The organism is Corynebacterium sp. 401_CJEI (assembly GCF_001076435.1).
Classification (GTDB): domain Bacteria; phylum Actinomycetota; class Actinomycetes; order Mycobacteriales; family Mycobacteriaceae; genus Corynebacterium; species Corynebacterium jeikeium_D.
Map to the genome: position 1 here is coordinate 11,809 of NZ_JVIP01000004.1, position 16,447 is coordinate 28,255.

General features: G+C 59.4%; 17 protein-coding genes. 5 read left to right on the forward strand and 12 right to left on the reverse strand.

Annotated elements, in window-relative coordinates; translation table 11 throughout:
- Window positions 1–32 precede the first annotated feature (32 nt).
- From ADM64_RS01090 to ADM64_RS01105, 4 genes are read left to right on the forward strand one after another with little or no spacing between them, the layout of a single operon-like run.
- A complete protein-coding gene (locus ADM64_RS01090) occupies window positions 33–230 on the forward strand; it encodes a hypothetical protein (RefSeq protein WP_005511694.1) in 198 nt (65 codons plus the stop codon).
- Complete coding sequence (locus tag ADM64_RS01095; protein ID WP_049192915.1) at window positions 227–1,315, forward strand: Asp23/Gls24 family envelope stress response protein; 1,089 nt, start codon at window positions 227–229, stop codon at window positions 1,313–1,315. The genes ADM64_RS01090 and ADM64_RS01095 overlap by 4 nt, the downstream gene beginning before the upstream one ends.
- Entirely contained in the window at window positions 1,302–1,757 is a 456-nt protein-coding gene (locus ADM64_RS01100; protein ID WP_049192916.1) for a hypothetical protein, read from the forward strand. Before ADM64_RS01095 ends, ADM64_RS01100 begins: the two co-directional genes overlap by 14 nt.
- Window positions 1,754–2,305 (forward strand): hypothetical protein, encoded by a 552-nt coding sequence (locus ADM64_RS01105; RefSeq protein ID WP_049192917.1) that lies wholly within the window; start codon window positions 1,754–1,756, stop codon window positions 2,303–2,305. Before ADM64_RS01100 ends, ADM64_RS01105 begins: the two co-directional genes overlap by 4 nt.
- A 59-nt stretch (window positions 2,306–2,364) precedes the next feature.
- Here the strand turns inward: ADM64_RS01105 and ADM64_RS01110 are convergent, their stop codons facing one another.
- The 4 genes from ADM64_RS01110 to ADM64_RS01125 form a co-directional block, all read right to left on the reverse strand.
- Complete coding sequence (locus tag ADM64_RS01110; RefSeq protein WP_193390805.1) at window positions 2,365–2,949, reverse strand: RNA polymerase sigma factor; 585 nt, start codon at window positions 2,947–2,949, stop codon at window positions 2,365–2,367.
- A 102-nt stretch (window positions 2,950–3,051) separates the two neighbouring features.
- A complete protein-coding gene (locus ADM64_RS01115) occupies window positions 3,052–4,485 on the reverse strand; it encodes an ABC transporter permease (protein ID WP_049192918.1) in 1,434 nt (477 codons plus the stop codon).
- Entirely contained in the window at window positions 4,472–5,209 is a 738-nt protein-coding gene (locus ADM64_RS01120; protein ID WP_049192919.1) for an ABC transporter ATP-binding protein, read from the reverse strand. Before ADM64_RS01120 ends, ADM64_RS01115 begins: the two co-directional genes overlap by 14 nt.
- Before the next feature lie 9 nt (window positions 5,210–5,218).
- On the reverse strand, window positions 5,219–6,322 hold the full coding sequence (locus tag ADM64_RS01125; RefSeq protein ID WP_049192920.1) for a hypothetical protein: 1,104 nt from the start codon (window positions 6,320–6,322) through the stop codon (window positions 5,219–5,221).
- Between the two features lie 363 nt (window positions 6,323–6,685).
- On the opposite strand from ADM64_RS01125, the gene ADM64_RS01130 reads away from it, so the two are divergent.
- Window positions 6,686–8,215 (forward strand): catalase, encoded by a 1,530-nt coding sequence (locus tag ADM64_RS01130; RefSeq protein WP_049192921.1) that lies wholly within the window; start codon window positions 6,686–6,688, stop codon window positions 8,213–8,215.
- Window positions 8,216–8,439: 224 nt separating this feature from the next.
- On the opposite strand, the gene ADM64_RS01135 is transcribed toward ADM64_RS01130, so the two are convergent.
- The 8 genes from ADM64_RS01135 to ADM64_RS01170 all read right to left on the reverse strand — a co-directional run bounded on the left by ADM64_RS01135 (window position 8,440) and on the right by ADM64_RS01170 (window position 15,911).
- Complete coding sequence (locus ADM64_RS01135) at window positions 8,440–8,787, reverse strand: hypothetical protein (protein ID WP_049192922.1); 348 nt, start codon at window positions 8,785–8,787, stop codon at window positions 8,440–8,442.
- 141 nt (window positions 8,788–8,928) lie between these two features.
- Window positions 8,929–9,237: a hypothetical protein gene (locus tag ADM64_RS01140; protein ID WP_049192923.1), complete on the reverse strand. Its 309-nt coding sequence runs from the start codon at window positions 9,235–9,237 to the stop codon at window positions 8,929–8,931.
- A gap of 588 nt (window positions 9,238–9,825) precedes the next feature.
- Entirely contained in the window at window positions 9,826–10,167 is a 342-nt protein-coding gene (locus ADM64_RS01145; RefSeq protein WP_049192924.1) for a monovalent cation/H(+) antiporter subunit G, read from the reverse strand.
- Window positions 10,168–10,191: 24 nt separating this feature from the next.
- Window positions 10,192–10,482, reverse strand: coding sequence for a monovalent cation/H+ antiporter complex subunit F (locus ADM64_RS01150; RefSeq protein ID WP_005511667.1), 291 nt, complete (start codon window positions 10,480–10,482; stop codon window positions 10,192–10,194).
- Window positions 10,479–10,961 (reverse strand): Na+/H+ antiporter subunit E, encoded by a 483-nt coding sequence (locus ADM64_RS01155; RefSeq protein WP_049192925.1) that lies wholly within the window; start codon window positions 10,959–10,961, stop codon window positions 10,479–10,481. Before ADM64_RS01155 ends, ADM64_RS01150 begins: the two co-directional genes overlap by 4 nt.
- Window positions 10,961–12,502, reverse strand: a complete 1,542-nt coding sequence (locus ADM64_RS01160; RefSeq protein WP_241486306.1) for a monovalent cation/H+ antiporter subunit D family protein — start codon at window positions 12,500–12,502, stop codon at window positions 10,961–10,963. The genes ADM64_RS01155 and ADM64_RS01160 overlap by 1 nt, the downstream gene beginning before the upstream one ends.
- A 23-nt stretch (window positions 12,503–12,525) precedes the next feature.
- Complete coding sequence (locus tag ADM64_RS01165) at window positions 12,526–13,008, reverse strand: sodium:proton antiporter (protein WP_049192926.1); 483 nt, start codon at window positions 13,006–13,008, stop codon at window positions 12,526–12,528.
- Window positions 13,005–15,911, reverse strand: a complete 2,907-nt coding sequence (locus tag ADM64_RS01170) for a DUF4040 family protein (RefSeq protein ID WP_049192929.1) — start codon at window positions 15,909–15,911, stop codon at window positions 13,005–13,007. The genes ADM64_RS01165 and ADM64_RS01170 overlap by 4 nt, the downstream gene beginning before the upstream one ends.
- Between the last annotated feature and the right edge of the window lie 536 nt (window positions 15,912–16,447).

Here is a 16,447-nt window from a genome sequence, read left to right on the forward strand (position 1 = left end):
TGGGTAGTTAGGCCCGTATAAAGGGGAATTTCATGTTCGATAATTACACAAAGACCTTCGCGACGATTGCCGTTGTCCTGTGCTTCGCCGCAATGATTGGTGGTTTCACGGGTTTTCTTGCGGTTATTGCCTTCGGAGGTCTGGCCGGTGCAGCCGGTGCGGTACTCGATGGCAAAATCGATGCGCCCGAGCTCAACCGTAAGTTCAACCGAGGAGGCCGCCGACGGTGACTATCCACGTTCCAGCAACGCGTGGCACCACCGTCGTAAGCGAAAAGGCAATCCGCCGCATCGTAGAGATGGCCGTGCGCGCGGTTCCCGGCACCCTCGACCAATCCCGTGTGCTAGGGCGCGACTATCCAATTGTCTCTATCGACAGTGAGATTGCCCCTAGTTCTGCCACTACAAACGTCGTTAGTGCAGTTCGAGTCGCAGTTCGCGCCGTTGCATCATGGCCGGCGCCGACAGCGGAAATTGCAGTGCGCATTCGGTCCAGCGTTGCCACCTGGCTCGCTGACATGGCCGGACTTGAAAATGTCACCGTCGATGTTGACATCGACAGCGTCGAACCCGGGCACGTGCGTGTCACCAGAGAGGACTTGGCGCACTTTTCAGATCACCCGCAGGTGACACCTGTCCGGGTGAACCAGCAGGTAGTGACTACCCCGCAGGTGCGGTGGGTCCCAGAAGTGCAGTCCATCGCTGTACCGACGCCGCAGCCGGTACGCAGTATTTCAGTACCGCAGCCGCAGTCAGTGCGTAGCATTCAGCCGGTGACACCGCAGCCGGTACGCAGCATTACTCCGCCGCGTCCGCAACGGGTACGCAGTGTCCCAGCACCTGCTCCACAACCGGTGCGCTTTGTCATGCAGCCGAAGCCGCAACCAGCTGTGGCTATTAAGGCACCGAAGCCGCAACCGGCCCGTCGCGTTGTTGCGCCACCGCCACTGCCAGTGACTCGCACCTCGGCACCGAAGCCGGTACAGGTGCGTCGCACACCAACTCCACGGCCAATACAACTGCGAAAAGTCGCAGCACCAAAGCCGACGTCCTTGGTGCAGGTGAGTGTCCCGCGGCAACCAAAGCTGCGTCCGGTACGAGTGCCGTCGCCACGCACAATTAGTGTTAAGGCGCCACGACCAGCGCTACTGCGGCCGGTTAAAGTGCCGCGTCCAACTCGGCTGAAACAAGTTCGCGCACCGCGACAGGAGCAGCTGCGCCCGGTATCTGTGCCACAACCACGTACCGTGGTGGTAAGCACGCCAGAGCCGCGCCCACTGAAAAAGATTGAGGTGACACCCTATGACGCCGACTGAGAGGTCATCGGCCGCGGTGGTCTCGGACGAGTCAGTAGAAACTCGCCAGGGACGTGACCCGCGTCAATCACCAAAGGTCCGCGGGCTGGGAGTTTTCGCCGGTCTGTTGATGATTGCAGCGGCCATAGTCGCAGGTAGAGAAGCAATCATTAGCGCCAATAGCTCAGGTGACACCTCATGGTTACAACCGGTATTCGACTGGTTCAGCAACCCACAGGGCTCAGCCGCGTCATGGGTGTTGCTCCTCGTCGGAATCCTCGCTGCAATCTATGGGCTGGGACAGCTCATCGCGGTGTTTCTTCCTGCCCCACGCCGGTATGTACGCGTCGATGACGATGGCAACCTGCCAGTGTGGATGCATAAGTCTGACTACCAAGAAATCCAGAATGGCACGGCACTTGCTTCCGGAACTCACGGCGGATACGAAGGTGATGACAAGTGAAAACATCAGTAAGCGTATTCGACCGAATTGTGTTGTTCCTCTTCTCAGCGCTGTTACTACTGGTAGCAACATGGGCGATTGCTAGCTACCTCGATGTCGCTCCTGCACAGTGGCTTCATGACACCGGGCGGATGGAATCCTGGGGAAAACTACCTGAGCAGAGCTGGTATGTTCCCGTCCTCGGTGTAATCACAGCGATTCTAGCGGTGGTCGGCTGCAGCCTGGTGGTCGCTAATCTGCGATCGCACCGGTTCAGCACGGTCGCCGCATCGGAATCACAGGAAAAGTTAGGAGAGATTTCGCTGCCGGTCGCCGATGTTGCCGATGCGGTGTGCACCGATCTAGAGCGCAACGCCCACATCAACCAGGCGGATTCACGGGTCTACCGGGATAATGGAATACCCACCTTGGAAGTGACTGTGGCAATGCCACCGCAGGCGAGCCTCCCCGCCGTTGTAGCTGCCCTGAAAAACGCGGAGCGTGAAATGCGTGATGCCCTCGGCCATGCGGATATCGCCTCGACCTACAAAATCGAACTGGACCGTTAGTTAGCCTCGCGGGAGAGACAACCTACAACGGCTAGCTACGTCCCCTGGACGGAGCGGGTCTAAACAGCTGCAGAGTCGCCGCTGGCACTGTCGCCGTCGCCAAGTGCGGCAACCAAATCGCGGCGCGCACGGGCGACGCGTGAGCGAATAGTGCCCACACGACAACCTGCGATTTCCGCGGCCTCCGCGTAGGAGTAACCCAGCACCTGCGTCAGAATGAGTGCCTCGCGGCGTTCCTCCGGCAGCTGCTCCAGTAGCACGCGGGCATCAGCGAGCTCAGACCACGACTCGCCGGTTGTGAACTGCTCGGCAGCGTTTTCTACTTCCATCGCGGACTTCTTCGGGCGTGCCGAATCATGGCGGACCGAATCCACCCACACGCGCCGGGCCAGCGACAACAGCCACGTGCGGGCAGAAGAACGCGCCGCAAAGCGGGGAAGTGCCCCCATCACGCGCAGGTACGTCTCCTGCGTTAAATCATCCGCAGCATCAACGCCGCCCAGATGTGCGACCAGACGCCACACGTCCTTCTGGGTCAGCCGCACGAACTCCGTCAGCGCAGCCTGATCACCGCGGCCGGCTTTCAGCGCCAGCTGCGTGATGTATTCGTCATTAGAGACGAGGCGTGCGGGAGTCATGGACATAGCTTAGCAACTTAAAACCTAAAGATAATTCGCCTGGCTGTACGTGGCCTCACCTGCAAAAAGCAGGCGGCGACGCAGCCAGGCGAACTAGGGCCTGAAATGCTAGAAGCGGATGGCGTCGATGGGCTTGACGCGAACGGCAATAGTGGCGGGGATGATGCCCGCCAGTGCGCCCACGAATGTCGCGACCAGCACGCCGATGACAGCGGCCGTGACGGGGTAGGCCACGGCACCGGTCTCCAGCGGCAACGCCAGCATCTTATCCAGTGGCAACTGCTTGACCGTGATGATCGAGGCAATCACGCCAACCACACCCGCCACCGTCGTGGCGACAATCGACTCCAGGAACACAGAGATAAAAATCCTGCCTGCCGACGCGCCCATTGCGCGACGAATACCAATCTCACGGACGCGGTGGCCAATGGTGACAATCGAGACCGTGAGCAGCCCCAATGCGCCAAGCGCAATCACAATGCCACCGATAATGCCCAGCGCAGTGGTGATGGTGTTATTCATCTCCTGGGAAATCTGCGTGTCCTTCTCCGACAGGGAGGTATTCACCTTCCAGCTGGGGCCGAGCTCCGCCTGGAAAATGTTGTGCAGCGCCTTCTGGTTCTCCTTTGCGGATTCTTCAGGCGTTGCGACGAGAAGCTGCGGCTCACCCACCTGTCCCTCGTAGCCGGCGTTGAGGAAGGAATCGTAGTGCGTGACGATGCTCGGGGCGTCCCACGATCCGAGGGACTTATACACTCCCACCACGGTGAACGTGGTGTTGCCCGTTTCCTTCAACCTGAAGGTTGGATGGTCGGCTAGTGCTGGGTTGCCCAGACTTTCGTAGAACTGGTCGTTGATCACGACGGGGTTCATCAAGCGCTGGCCATCGGCATCCTCTAAACGGCGTCCCTGCACGATGGTGCGGGCGTAGATGTCGAACCATCCCGGGTCAGCGGCGATCAGCTCGGGAGTACCTGGCGAAAAACACTCGTAATCATCCGGGGCGCAGTCATCCATATTTTGCTCGGGAGTCGCTGGCTGCATTCGAACTCGCGACCACAAGTTGGCGTGAGTGGTCTCCACCAGGCGGTGGGTGGCAGCGGAAAAGGCGTCGTTGATAGACCCGTCTGGGTTGATGACGCTCAAATCGTCCGGACCGTTTCCGCCGGTGCCCTCGCCGCCGAAGCTTCCAAAGCTATCGGCCATTGTGCCGGCGCTGCCGTCACCGCTGAAGCCACCGTCGCCGAAGTTACCGCCTTCCTCGGAATCGGAATTACCCGCTCCGGCCGTCAACGTGACCGTTCCGGCGACACCCGTGCTCTGTGCGGTGACCGCATCCTGAGAGCTGGTGAGAATATTGCCAAGTGCGATAACCGTAGTCATCGCCCACACTGCGGCGGCCACACTGACCAGCGACAGCATGATGCGGCCACGGTTAATGCGCAGCTCATGCCACGCTTCCAGCAGAGCGCCGAGATAAGGCGTTGCTGCATAGAGGAAGGAAGGCCGTGACTTCGATTCTGTTTCTTTATTCGTCGTCATCAGCAACCTCCTCGGAGCCGTGCACAGCGTTGGCAGCAGATAGTAGGACGGAGTCGGCGTGCAACTGACCGTCGCGAAGCTCAAGCACTCGATCGCCGCGCTCGGCGACCTCTAAATCGTGTGTGATCAGAATCAGTGCAGCGTTGTTTTCCGCCGCGACTTCTTCGAGCAGATTCATAACGATCTTGCCGGTGTCGACATCGAGCGCACCGGTGGGCTCATCGGCAAGAATGAGCTGCGGTTGGCGCACGAGCGCGCGGGCAATAGCCACACGCTGCTGTTCACCGCCGGAGAGCTGCGAAGGCGTGGCCTCTAGGCGATCGCCCAGGCCGACGCGCTCCAGCATCGCGGCGGCGAGCTCGGTGCGATTCCAAAACTTCTCGCCCCGGTCGTACATCAGCGGAACCTCGACGTTTTCCAGCGTGGTGCGGGAGGGGAAGAGGTTGAATTGCTGGAAGACGAATCCCAAATTATCGCCCCGGAGTGCAGCGCGTTTCCTGTCCGACAAGGTGGAAATATCAGTGCCGTCGAACGTGTACGTGCCGGAATCCGGCAAATCGAGCATGCCAATGATGTTCAGCAGCGTTGACTTACCCGAACCGGACTGGCCGACAATGCTGAGGTGCTCACCGCGTGGCACGTCGAGGTCGATGCCTTTCAAAATAGGCAGCTCCTCGCCGTTGGGGAGCGTCACTGTTCGAGTGACTGCGGTCAAACTAAGCATGGCGCGGGCCTACTTTTCAGAGCCAGCGTCATCGCCGGACTCATCGAAGCCAGTGTCGCTGCCATCGCCAGCGCCGGTGCCGGTGTCAGTGCCGTCGCCGGCGGACTCATCCTTGTAGGAAGGTACGTACTCCAAGACCTGCTGGCCTTCCTTCAGGCCGCGCTTGATCTCAATGAAAGTGCCATCGTTGGCGCCCAGTTCAACCTTGATTTTGGTGGGCTTTCCGCCGTCCTTAGCCGGAGCGTAGACGACACCTTCGCGGAAGCGTCCCTCCACCGCGGTCACCGGCAGTGCCGGGACCTCCGAGGTGGTGCCGCTGCCAAGAATCAGCGTGGCAGGAACACCTTCGTAGACGGTCTGATCTGCGGGAATGTCACAGCGCAGCTGTGGGCCGCCCGAGGAATTTCCAGCAGCGGCGGCGCCCATGCCAGCACCATCTCCGGCGCCAGTGTTCTGCGAGCCCGCGCTACTTCCAGTGACAGTCTTCACCGAATCACACAAAAACGGTGCCGGGCCATCGTTGATGGCGAGGCGGCCATTGTTAATCGAGTCTCCCAGCGTGTACAGCTGGCTCGGCTTAATAGGTGCTACGGCGTGGAAGCTGTTCGGAGAAATCGTGCCAATCTCCTGGCCGATCTCAACCGTCTGGCCAATGACGATATCCCACTGCACAGTGCCAGAAGCCTTAGCGGTGATGTTTCCCCAGGTCACGGTAGTTTCGGGTGCGGCGGCTGCGGCGCCTTCTTCATCGGAATCCGCGCCGCCGGAGGTGCTGGCAGTCTCAGATACCGAGGTCTTCTTCACCTGAAGCAGGTTCTGCCCCTCTACGGCGTTGCCGCCGCTGTTGACATAGGCGTCAGTGATTTCACCGGAAGCGTTGGCGCGGATCACGGTGGGCTCATCCGGGACGATGGTGGCAGACAGCTTCTGCGTGTTATTGATCCGCTGAGGGGATAGCTCCGTGGTGGGCTGGGAGAAATCACCGGTTGCTTGCGCATAGTCCTCGTCGTTAGCGGGGAAGAATGCGATCTTGAGAAGCGCAACGGTCGCCAGCAACGCCAGCGTGTACTTGAAGACTGTGAGCGCTTTTGCGCCCCTCCCTTGTTTTTTCATGTCTGCAGAAGTATCCGATCAGAATCCAAATTGACAGCGTGGTACGCGTGAAATCCTACCCTTAACCCCCCCGTGGGCAGTGGTAGTGCTGGCTATACCTTTTATTCAGTGCTGATAGGTATTGCATGAAAGCGCGGTAAGTGCTTTTCGACGGTCATTGCGGGTGGTTTTCGCAGAGGGAATTTTGCCCTTTTTAGGGCCGAGTGTTTGCGGCTGATACAGCGAACCTAATCGGACTAATAATTAAGTCCACATATCAATCGCGGGAGACTAATAGGGAAAATATGAAACTTCGTGTAGGGTGGAAAACGTCAGGGCATGTTGTGACTGCCATCTAGCCCCTGTCTTTAGGAGGAAATCCCCATGTCCAATCTCTATGAAGGTTCCAATGGTCCGACCACTCGCCTCAACGGTGCGCCGGTTCCTACAGAGCAGCACTCGCTAACCAATGGCCCACAGGGAGGTATTAACCTCCACGACATCCACCTGCTGGAAAAGCTCGCGCACTTCAACCGCGAGCGCATTCCGGAGCGCGTTGTTCACGCTAAGGGTGCAGGTGCTTTCGGTGAACTGACCATCACCGAGGATGTCTCCAAGTACACCAAGGCTGCAGTATTCCAGCCGAACACGGTCACGCCGATGCTGGCGCGATTCTCTACTGTCGCAGGTGAGCAGGGCTCCCCGGATGGCTGGCGTGACGTGCGCGGCTTTGCACTGAAGTTCTACACCGAAGAGGGCAACCTCGACATCGTGGGCAACAACACGCCAGTGTTCTTCATCCGCGATGGCATTAAGTTCCCGGACTTCATCCACTCTCAGAAGCGCCTGCCGGACACAGGTTTGCGCGACGCCAATATGCAGTGGGATTTCTGGACTGCCTCTCCGGAGTCCGCTCACCAGGTCACTTACTTGATGGGTGACCGCGGTATTCCGAAGGACTTCCGTCATATGGATGGCTTCGGTTCTCACACCTATCAGTGGATTAACGCTGAAGGGGAGCGTTTCTGGGTTAAGTACCACTTTAAGACTCGCCAGGGCTGGGAGTTCCTGGCGGATGATGAAGCCGCCGAGCTGGTTGGCGAAAACACCGACCACGCTCGCCAGGATCTCTTCGAGGCAATTGAGCGCGGCGACTACCCAACCTGGGACGTCAAGGTGCAGATCATGCCTTACGACGAGGCCGCCAGCTACAAGGTGAACCCGTTCGATCTGACCAAGACCTGGTCCCAGAAGGACTACCCGCTGATTCCGGTCGGCCACTTCACCCTGAACCGCAACCCGGGCAACTTCTTTGCTGAGGTTGAGCAGGCCGCCTTCGCACCGTCGAATACGGTCCCGGGTGTCGGCTTCTCGCCGGACAAGATGCTGCTGGCGCGTGTGTTCTCCTACGCTGATGCGCACCGCTACCGCCTTGGCGTCAACAGCGATCAGCTGCCGGTGAACCAGTCTCGCTGCCCAGTGAATTCCTTCTCGCAGGATGGTGCGGCCACGTACTACTACTCGGATCCGAAGCTGCCGGTTCACGGCTCCAACGCCACCGCTCGCGGCCCGGAGGCCGATACCGCGGCTGCGGCTAAGGCCGCTGGCTGCCCAGTGCGCTCCGGTCACGCCGGCCAGGTCGATGCTGGTGCCTTTGGTCAGTGGGAGAGCGTGGGCGAAGAGTTCTACGCTGGCGCCTACGTGCAGCACCCTGAGGATGATGACTTCTCGCAGCCAGGCGACCTTGTTCGCAACGTGATGGACGATGCCGAGCGCGATCGCTTGGCAAACAACATCGTCGGTGCCATGCAGGGTGTTTCCCCAGAGGTGGAGCAGCGTGTCTACCAGTACTGGACCAACGTTGATTCCTGGCTCGGTGCCGAGGTGGAAAAGCGCTTTAAGGCAACGAAGTAAAGCAACCGCGTAGGGCTGTGCAGTAAAACCGCAGAGTAGAGCTGCACAGTCACGCGGTAGATCAAAGTAAATAGAAAAGCGTTAGCCCTGCAAATGGTTGAACCATCTGCAGGGCTAACGCTTTATTTAAAACTTCTGTCTGTGCATGACAGCCACGGCTTTGTGGTTGCCTGCACGCCGGCCCGGTTTGGGCGGCTAAGGAACAACCCTAAGTGTGAGCTGTTTTAGGCACCGATGCCCGGCAGGCTCGGGGAGCCGCTGAAAAGCGACTTCGGAGCAGCTGCAGCCTCGTCGGCTTCTTCGGCGGACTCGGACACCTCTCGACCCTGTTCGGCAGCGTCGGAGACACTATCAGCCTCAACGCCGGAGACGTGGGTGGAGTTGTCGTTGTGGGTGGACTGATCGTTCGTGATGTTGATGTCCATGAAGTCGCGGCCGAACGGAGCGTTCCAGTCACCGGTTTCCAGGAGGGTCAGGTCACCATCGATGGTCGGGTTAATCTCGAAGGTGACGTTGACGGTCGGGCCGGAAGGCATTGCTTCCAGAACCTCAACGATAGGAGTGACGTCCATTTTTGGTGTTCCTTTTAGACAGTAACGAAATGAAGAATATCGGTTTTAACTGAACAATAAACCGCAGTCTTTTTTTAGAGACTGGCGGTTTATTGTGTCAAGGATTGGCGGAGCTATTGTCCTGCCATGAAGCCCAGGAGCTTACTTGGCGCCGATGCCAGAGATGCTCGGGTTCAGGAAGTCGAACTTACGCTGGTCGGACTTGTCGACGGTGGTCTCCGGGTTCAAGAAGTCCGAAACCTCGGTGTCGTGGGAGTCGTGGGTGGAGTGGTCGTCGGTGACGGAGATGTCCAGGAAGTCGTTACCGAACGGCAGGTTCAGGTCGCCGCCAACGTTAGCGAAGTTGACGTCGTTGCCAGCCAGCTGCTCGAAAGCCGGCAGCGGGCTCTCGACGGTGACGGCCGGAAGGGCTTCGAGGATGGTTGCGATATCTTCTGCGGAGCAGGACATGAGAAAATCCTTAGGTTCTCGGGGGTAAAGATTTTGAGTCGCTCTTGGCGAACTCACAGAAATTAAGTTAACCGATGGGGCAAGGGGCTGCAATGAAAAAATAAGTGCCTCGATCCGCTTCCGGTCGGTTGCGTCCCTCAAAGCTCGCTCAAATTCGCCTAAAAATATTGGAAAGAGGGCGGTTTTGAGTCGGTCGGGACGACTCCGGTCTCTGCCTGAATATCGGATGACAAGAGTGTTGTTTTCTTAAAATTTACCGGAATTGCATTGATTGTTTTGTTCTTGGTGTCACAAAGGTGCAGGCAAACGGCGAATTCATCAAAAATGATAACTAAGGTGTCCCTAAGTAAGGAAAACCAAAGCTTAGTTAACGGCAAAAACTGCCACTCAATTTAGGGGCATAAACGAGGTTAACGAGCGGGCCATAGCCTATGAGAGGTACGTCACATTATGGGAGGCTAAAAGTGTGGGGAAATATACCCCCTTTTGGGTAGGTCGGGTGGCCTAAAGGAGGTATTGGAGCGCGCTGAGGGGTCGCTGTGAAACTGGCCGCTAACGGTGTGTTCAGGACGTTTCCCGCGCCGCTAGCTACCGCTCCGGGGCGTAGTCCTCAGCGGAGCCGTCACGGGCACCCAGCACCGCGCGTCCAAGTACTTCGGAGGCGACGGTAGCGACGACCAGAACAGCAACAATGGCCAGAATGGCGGTGAGGGTTTTGCCCCACGTCAGGACTCCCTGGTCGGCCTCTAAGACCAAGTTGGCAATCACCAGCGCGGGGATGCCCACCATGATTCCGGCCGAAAGCTGGTTCAACCGGCTCAGGGCATCTTTAGAGCGCCACATGGCCACACCCGCCAGAAGCAGGTACAAAGATCCACCAATGACCAGCACGGCAAACAAGATAGTTACAAGGATTGAAGCGATACTCATATTGCGATTCGTCCTTAATCGGTCTTAGCGGCGGCCACGGGAAATAACTCGGGCCAGGCCCACGGTCGACAAAATGCCAAGTAAGCCCGCCAGCATTGCAATATCGAAAGTAATGGCCGTAGTCCGCAGCATGGCAGTTGTGAGGAACACTCCCACCATGGGGTAGAAGGCGGCGTCGGAAAGCACTGCGCGTGAGACATTGCCCTTGACCCGGAAGATCAGCACCACGCCCACAAGCAGCGCCACTGAACACAGAGCAATGCCAATGCCGCTAATTACCTGTACTGCGGTGGGATCGATCAATGTGTCATTCATGAGCGTGCTCCTTTGTCTTCGCCATTGGAGGCAATGCCATCCGGCAGTGGCAGACCATGGTCGACCTCAGCGGCAACACCGACGACGGCATCCGGGTCAATGAACTGGTCTGCGTTGTATTCCTCGAAGACGAACGCCTTCGGGCGGGGGACATCGCGGAGGCGGGGGACGAGGTGCTCCTCCATGTCGTAGAGGGAGTCGTACAGCGCGTCCAGGTCGGCACCGAAGATTGCGTGGATGATGAACAACCGCCCCGCATCGGTCTCACGGGCACCACAGACCAGCGTGCCCGGGGTCATGGTGATGGACTCGGCAAAGAGAGTGACCTCAAGGTCAGACTTCACACGCAGCGGCAGTCCAATGAGCACCGGCTGCTGCTTCTGGTTCGGGCGCAGAGTATCGAGCATCACGTCCGTCGCAGCCACAACAACCTGCCAGACCAGCCAGAGGGAATAGCGGATAACATGCAGAAACTTCATCAGTAAATACCTCCGATGGCGTTTTCAACTCCGCCGAGAGTCGCCTCGCGGTAGCCATCAATATTCAGCAGCGCATCAGCCGCGCCGGTGGTCGCCCAAGTGACGGCGCCGACCGCGACGAACATGGCCACAGAAACAATTGCCAGCATGGCGGACGGCGCAACCAGCGCACCCGGAACTCGAACAGAATCATCCACACCCTGCATCGGTCGGCCCCAGAAGACCGCGCGCCACAGGCGAATCATGGCCAGCAGCGAGCCCAGCGAGGCAACGATGATTGCGGTGATCGCAACGATCGAGCGGGCATCGCCAGTAGCGGCAGAGGCAAAGACAATGCCCACCTTGCCCCACACGCCGGAAAACGGCGGGAAGCCCACAATGGAGAAGCTCATTGCCGCCATCACCCAGGCGACCGCCTGGTCGCGGCGAGCAAGCCCCGAAAGCCTAGAGAGCGTACCCGTACCGTAGGTCTCTTCCACTGCGCCGGAGCCCAGAATGAGGGCGCCGACAGTCACCATGTGGTGGATTGCGTAGAAAATACCCGCAGCCAGCGCCGCCTTGGCGCCGCCCCCGTCGTTAGCGTCCGTGAACGCCAGCACAATCAGAATGAACGGCATACCCGTGACCATCTGGTAGGCCAGCACCTCACGCATGGTGTTCTCCGCAAGCCCAGCAAACGCGCCGACCAGCATCGAGATCGCCATGATGATAATGATCGGCCAGTGCCAGGAGGGGTTCATGCCCACAATCACGACGTAGATGCGGAAGAGCATGTACACCGCAACCTTTGTATGCACCGCAGAGAACAGCGCCATCACCGCAGGGCTTGTCGACGGGTACGTCCTCGGCAGCCACGTGTGCGCCGGAACCAAACCAGCCTTCACACACAGCGCAATGATGACAATGCCCAGCGCGACCACACCCGTGCCGCCGGGGCCGCCCTCGCTGGCCATGTTGGCCAGCATTGCGATGTTCACATTGCCCGCCGAGCCATAGACCAGCGTGACACCGATGAGCAGCACCGTAGAGGTCAAGAGATTGACCAGCACAAAGCTACGGCCAGCGGCCAGGCGGTGCCAGGTACCGGTTACTGCAATCAAACCGTAGGAGGGCAGCAGCATGACCTCCATGAACACGAAGAAGTTGAACAAATCGGCAGTCAGGAAAGCGCCCGACATACCGGACAACATCATCAGCGTCAGGGAGGGGAAGAACCGCGAAGTGTTTTCGCCCGCGACGTGGGCGAACCAGTTACCGATGGCAACCACAGCCGCGGCCACACCCAGCATCAGCATGGAGAACGTGTCCGCCAAGAAAGGAATCGAGATACCACCGGGGAACGCGCCCACACCGTGGCCGACCGGGCCGTTTTCAGCGACGTAGAACATCACCCAAAATGCAGCCAGTGACGACAGGGTCGGAATGGCGATGCCCATAGTCGCGCGCATCCACAGCTTCGGCAGGATGGCTGCGACCGCCGACAGAATCAGCGGCAGTGCCGCAAACAGCGGCAGTAGCGAAGACAGAGTTGAAGTGGACATTGCAGAGGTCATTGCAGAGGCTTCTACCATTTCTCGTCACCGCCGTATGGGGTCTCGCGCGGGAACTTATTCGGAGCCGGAGAGACCCCTGGGGTGCCGGTGACCGTGGAATCCGAGTCCGACGGAATGTGCTTACCCGCACGACGACCAGCCGTCGACAGCTGTCGCATAGCCTCGCGGTCCTCATGGATACGAGTGTCGTCATCGCGGCCCAAACCAGACAGAGCCAGCATGAACGCGGTGACGGCCATGGTAATCACGATGGCCGTCAGCACGAATGCCTGCGGCAGCGGGTCAGCCATCTGCTCGGCAGCGCCAGCGCCCGCAGTGGTCTCGTTGCCCAGCAGCGGTTCGCCGCGCCAGGCGCCGACACCCGTGGACAAAATAATCAGGTTGGCGGCATGGGAAATCAGAGTCATACCGATGATGGTGCGCAGCATGCCGCGCTGTAGCACCAGGTACGTGCCACCGCCTGCGAGGACGGCAGCCATGATGGCGATAATCACTTCTTGGCCTCCTCAACGGTGGCATGAGCTGGGGCGGGGGCTGGAGCGCTCTCCGCTTCTGAGGCGAACACGCCCATCTCCGGCGGCACCCGCAAGCTTGAGCGGTCTGAGTAGAGATCCTGCATCACATCGTCCGACCCGGTCACACCAGGACGGTTCGGGCCGCCCAGGAGATTCAGCGCGGTTGCCACAATGCCGATGACGGCCAGGTACACGCCGACGTCGAAAAGCAATGCCGTGGTGAGGTGCTGACCCAGGAACTCGCCGTACAGCGGTGCCAAGAACGACCCCTTGGCGAAACCGATGAAGCCCGTGCCGATAGCCGTGATGACACCCGCAGCGCTGAGCACTGCCGGGATCTTCTCGCCAAAGACCAGCTCGTCGCGGTCCTTGGACAGGTAAATCAGCATGACGGCAGCGGCGCCAATCAGCGCCGCGTTGAAGCCGCCGCCCGGAGCGGTACCGCCGCGGTAGAGAACCACAGCGGACAGGGCGAACAGAAGCGGAGCCAACCAGCGGACCAGCCAACGCATCATGATGGAGTTCAGAGCGGGCTCCGCAAGCGGGGAAGGCTGATCGAGCAGGTGCGGGAAGCGAGGCATAGACGTGACAACCGCCGCCATCGCGACACCCGCCATACCGAGAACCGCCAGCTCACCCATGGTATCGAAAGCACGGAACTCAACCAGGATCACATTGACAATGTTGGTCTCGCCCGTGACCTTCTCAGTGTTATCGATGTACCACTGCGCGACCTCAGGCATCTGACGACGGCCAGTGAGGAACCACACCGCGCCGAACGTAGCCAAGCCCACGGCAACTGCCACAACCGCCGCCGAGGCACGGCGGTTCTTCGAGGTCTCAGAGAACGCACGCGGCTGGAAGCGCAGCACCAGCATCATCAGCACGACAGTCAGGATTTCCACCATGAACTGCGTCAATGCCACATCCGGTGCGCCCAGCAGGAGAATCTGCAGCGTGACACCAACACCGGTGACGCCGAGCAGCACAGCCGCCTGCAAACGGTTCTTCGCCCGAAGCGTGGCCCACACGCCAATCACGACAACAACCAGCGGAATCAGATCGGTCAGGTGATCGATGCCGTCGATCTTCGGCAGCACCGGAGCGCCCCCGACACCCGGAGCGATTGCAATAACCAGGGCGTACACCGCGAGCAAACCAAGCAGCGGCAACAGGTGACGCGATGGCTGATGCGAACGCGCCACCTTGCCCATCGCGCGCCCCACACGCTGCGAGACGCTCAGCGACGCGTTGATTGCCTCCACACCAGTGAACGGGAAGAGCTTGCGGTCTGCCATGACGGCGCCTACGCGGGCACGAGCGAAGATGAAGCCCACGCCGACAGCCAGCACAATCACAGAGATAATCAGCGGCACATTCACGCCGTGCCACAGGCTCAAGTGTGATTCCTGAGTCGTGCCAGCCGGAAGCTGACCGACCGTATCGGCCACGCGGTCCAGCGGGCGGTTCAAAATAGCGCCGGCAGCGAAGGCGGCTGGAAGGCTAAGCACGCCAGGGATGGCAGCCGGGAGCCACAGCGAAATTGGAGCCTCAGTGATGTGGTCCACGTTGCGCGGACCATCCACAAATGCACCGAACACCAAACGTGCCGAGTACGCGAAAGTACCAATCGCACCAATCGCCGCCACCGTCAGCAGAATGACGACACCGGTGTTGCTGAGCGGCGCACCTTCGAATGCGGTCAGCATGCCTTCCTTCGACATGAAGCCGAAGAACGGCGGAATTGCCGCCATCGATGCCGCACCGAAAATCATCGAGCCAAAGCTCCACGGCATCTGCTTCCACAGCGGACCGAGGCGACGAATATCGCGCGTGCCTGCCTGGTGATCAACCACACCAGCCATCATGAACAGCGAAGACTTAAACATCGCGTGCGCAATGGTGTGCACAACCGCAGCCATAATCGCGAACTTCGTGCCCACACCAATCGTGGCGACAATCCAACCCAACTGCGAGACCGTCGAGTACGCAATCAGCTTCTTCAGGTCAGTCTGCTGCAGCGCAAAGTAGGCCGTGGCAACAGCCGTCCACATACCCATGACGATCAGCAGCAACTGCCACACGCGCACGTCCGCGAAGACCGTGGAAAAACGCATCAGCAGGTAAACGCCTGCCTTGACGACGGCCGCAGCGTGCAAGAAAGCCGAGACGGGAGTTGCCGCCGCCATGGCCTCTGGAAGCCAGGCGTGGAAGGGGAACTGAGCTGCCTTCGTGAAAGCGCCCAGGGCCACCAGCGCGGCAATGAGGCTGCGCGCTGCCGGGTTGGCCTCCCACTCAGGCGAAGCCAAAACCTCGGTGAGATTCGTGGAACCGGTTAGCCACACCGCACCGCCGAGGGCGGCCAGAAGCAGCAGGCCACCGGTGAAGGTCAGCAGGAGTGTGCGCAACGAGCCCAGCTCGCCCGACGAGCCCGACCTTGCAATGAGCAGGAACGACGCCATCGAGACCAGCTCCCACCCGATGAAGAGGAGCATGATGTCGTCGGCAAGCACGAGGAGCAAAACCGCCAGCATGAACGCCGTCATCAGGACGTAGAAGCTCATCGCGGATTTCTTCGGCGGCAAATACGCGGTGGAGTAGATGAAGACTATCGAGCCCACCAACAGCGCCAAGAAACTGAACACCATGGAGAGGGGATCGAGCTTCAGCGCAAACGCCGCGTTCAGTTCCGGGGACCAGACGCGGGACCAGGTGAAGGAGGTGCCGTCGAGAATATCGCCCGTTACACGCGAAAGCTGGACCACCGACGCGAGAAAAAACGCGACGATGGGCCAGCCTGCGTGACGACCAAGGAGCTTCACAAACAGCGGGGTCAGCGCCAGGGCAACCGCGACCAACAGCGGGACCGAAAGGAGGGTCAGGCTGTTGGTGGAGGTTTGGACTGTTTGGGCAGATTGGGCTGCTTGAGCTGCTTGAGCTGCGAGCGTTGTTGCGTGCTCTGCGGAGCTGCTTGCTTGGGCGGTAATCGTTGCCGGGGCAGAAAGAACGGAATCTAAAGAATTCAATGTTGCCGATACGCCGCCGGACGCAAACTCAGAAGCCAATGTCTGGTCTGGTGGTGCGGTCGCCGACGGCGGACTGGCTGTAAAGGGGCTGGCTGATGCCAGAGCTGTTGCCAGGTGCGTCACTTGGGGGCTACTTTCACATTGCTGTTAAAAAGGTTCGTACTTCTACAGACTAACAGCCACGAAATTGCTCCACGCGGGGTGAAAGGGGCATTTGGGGGAGCGGGGAAAGGCTCTGTGGATCCAGTAGTGAAAATACATAGGAACGAGTGATGAACGGGGCGTCGGTGGGAGTTACTGACTGCGTTTATGTCTGGTGACGTTGGATTGATCCGAGTTACTGACTAGGTTTATGACAAAAATGGCCCGAAAAATGGCTTGAAAGTGTCATA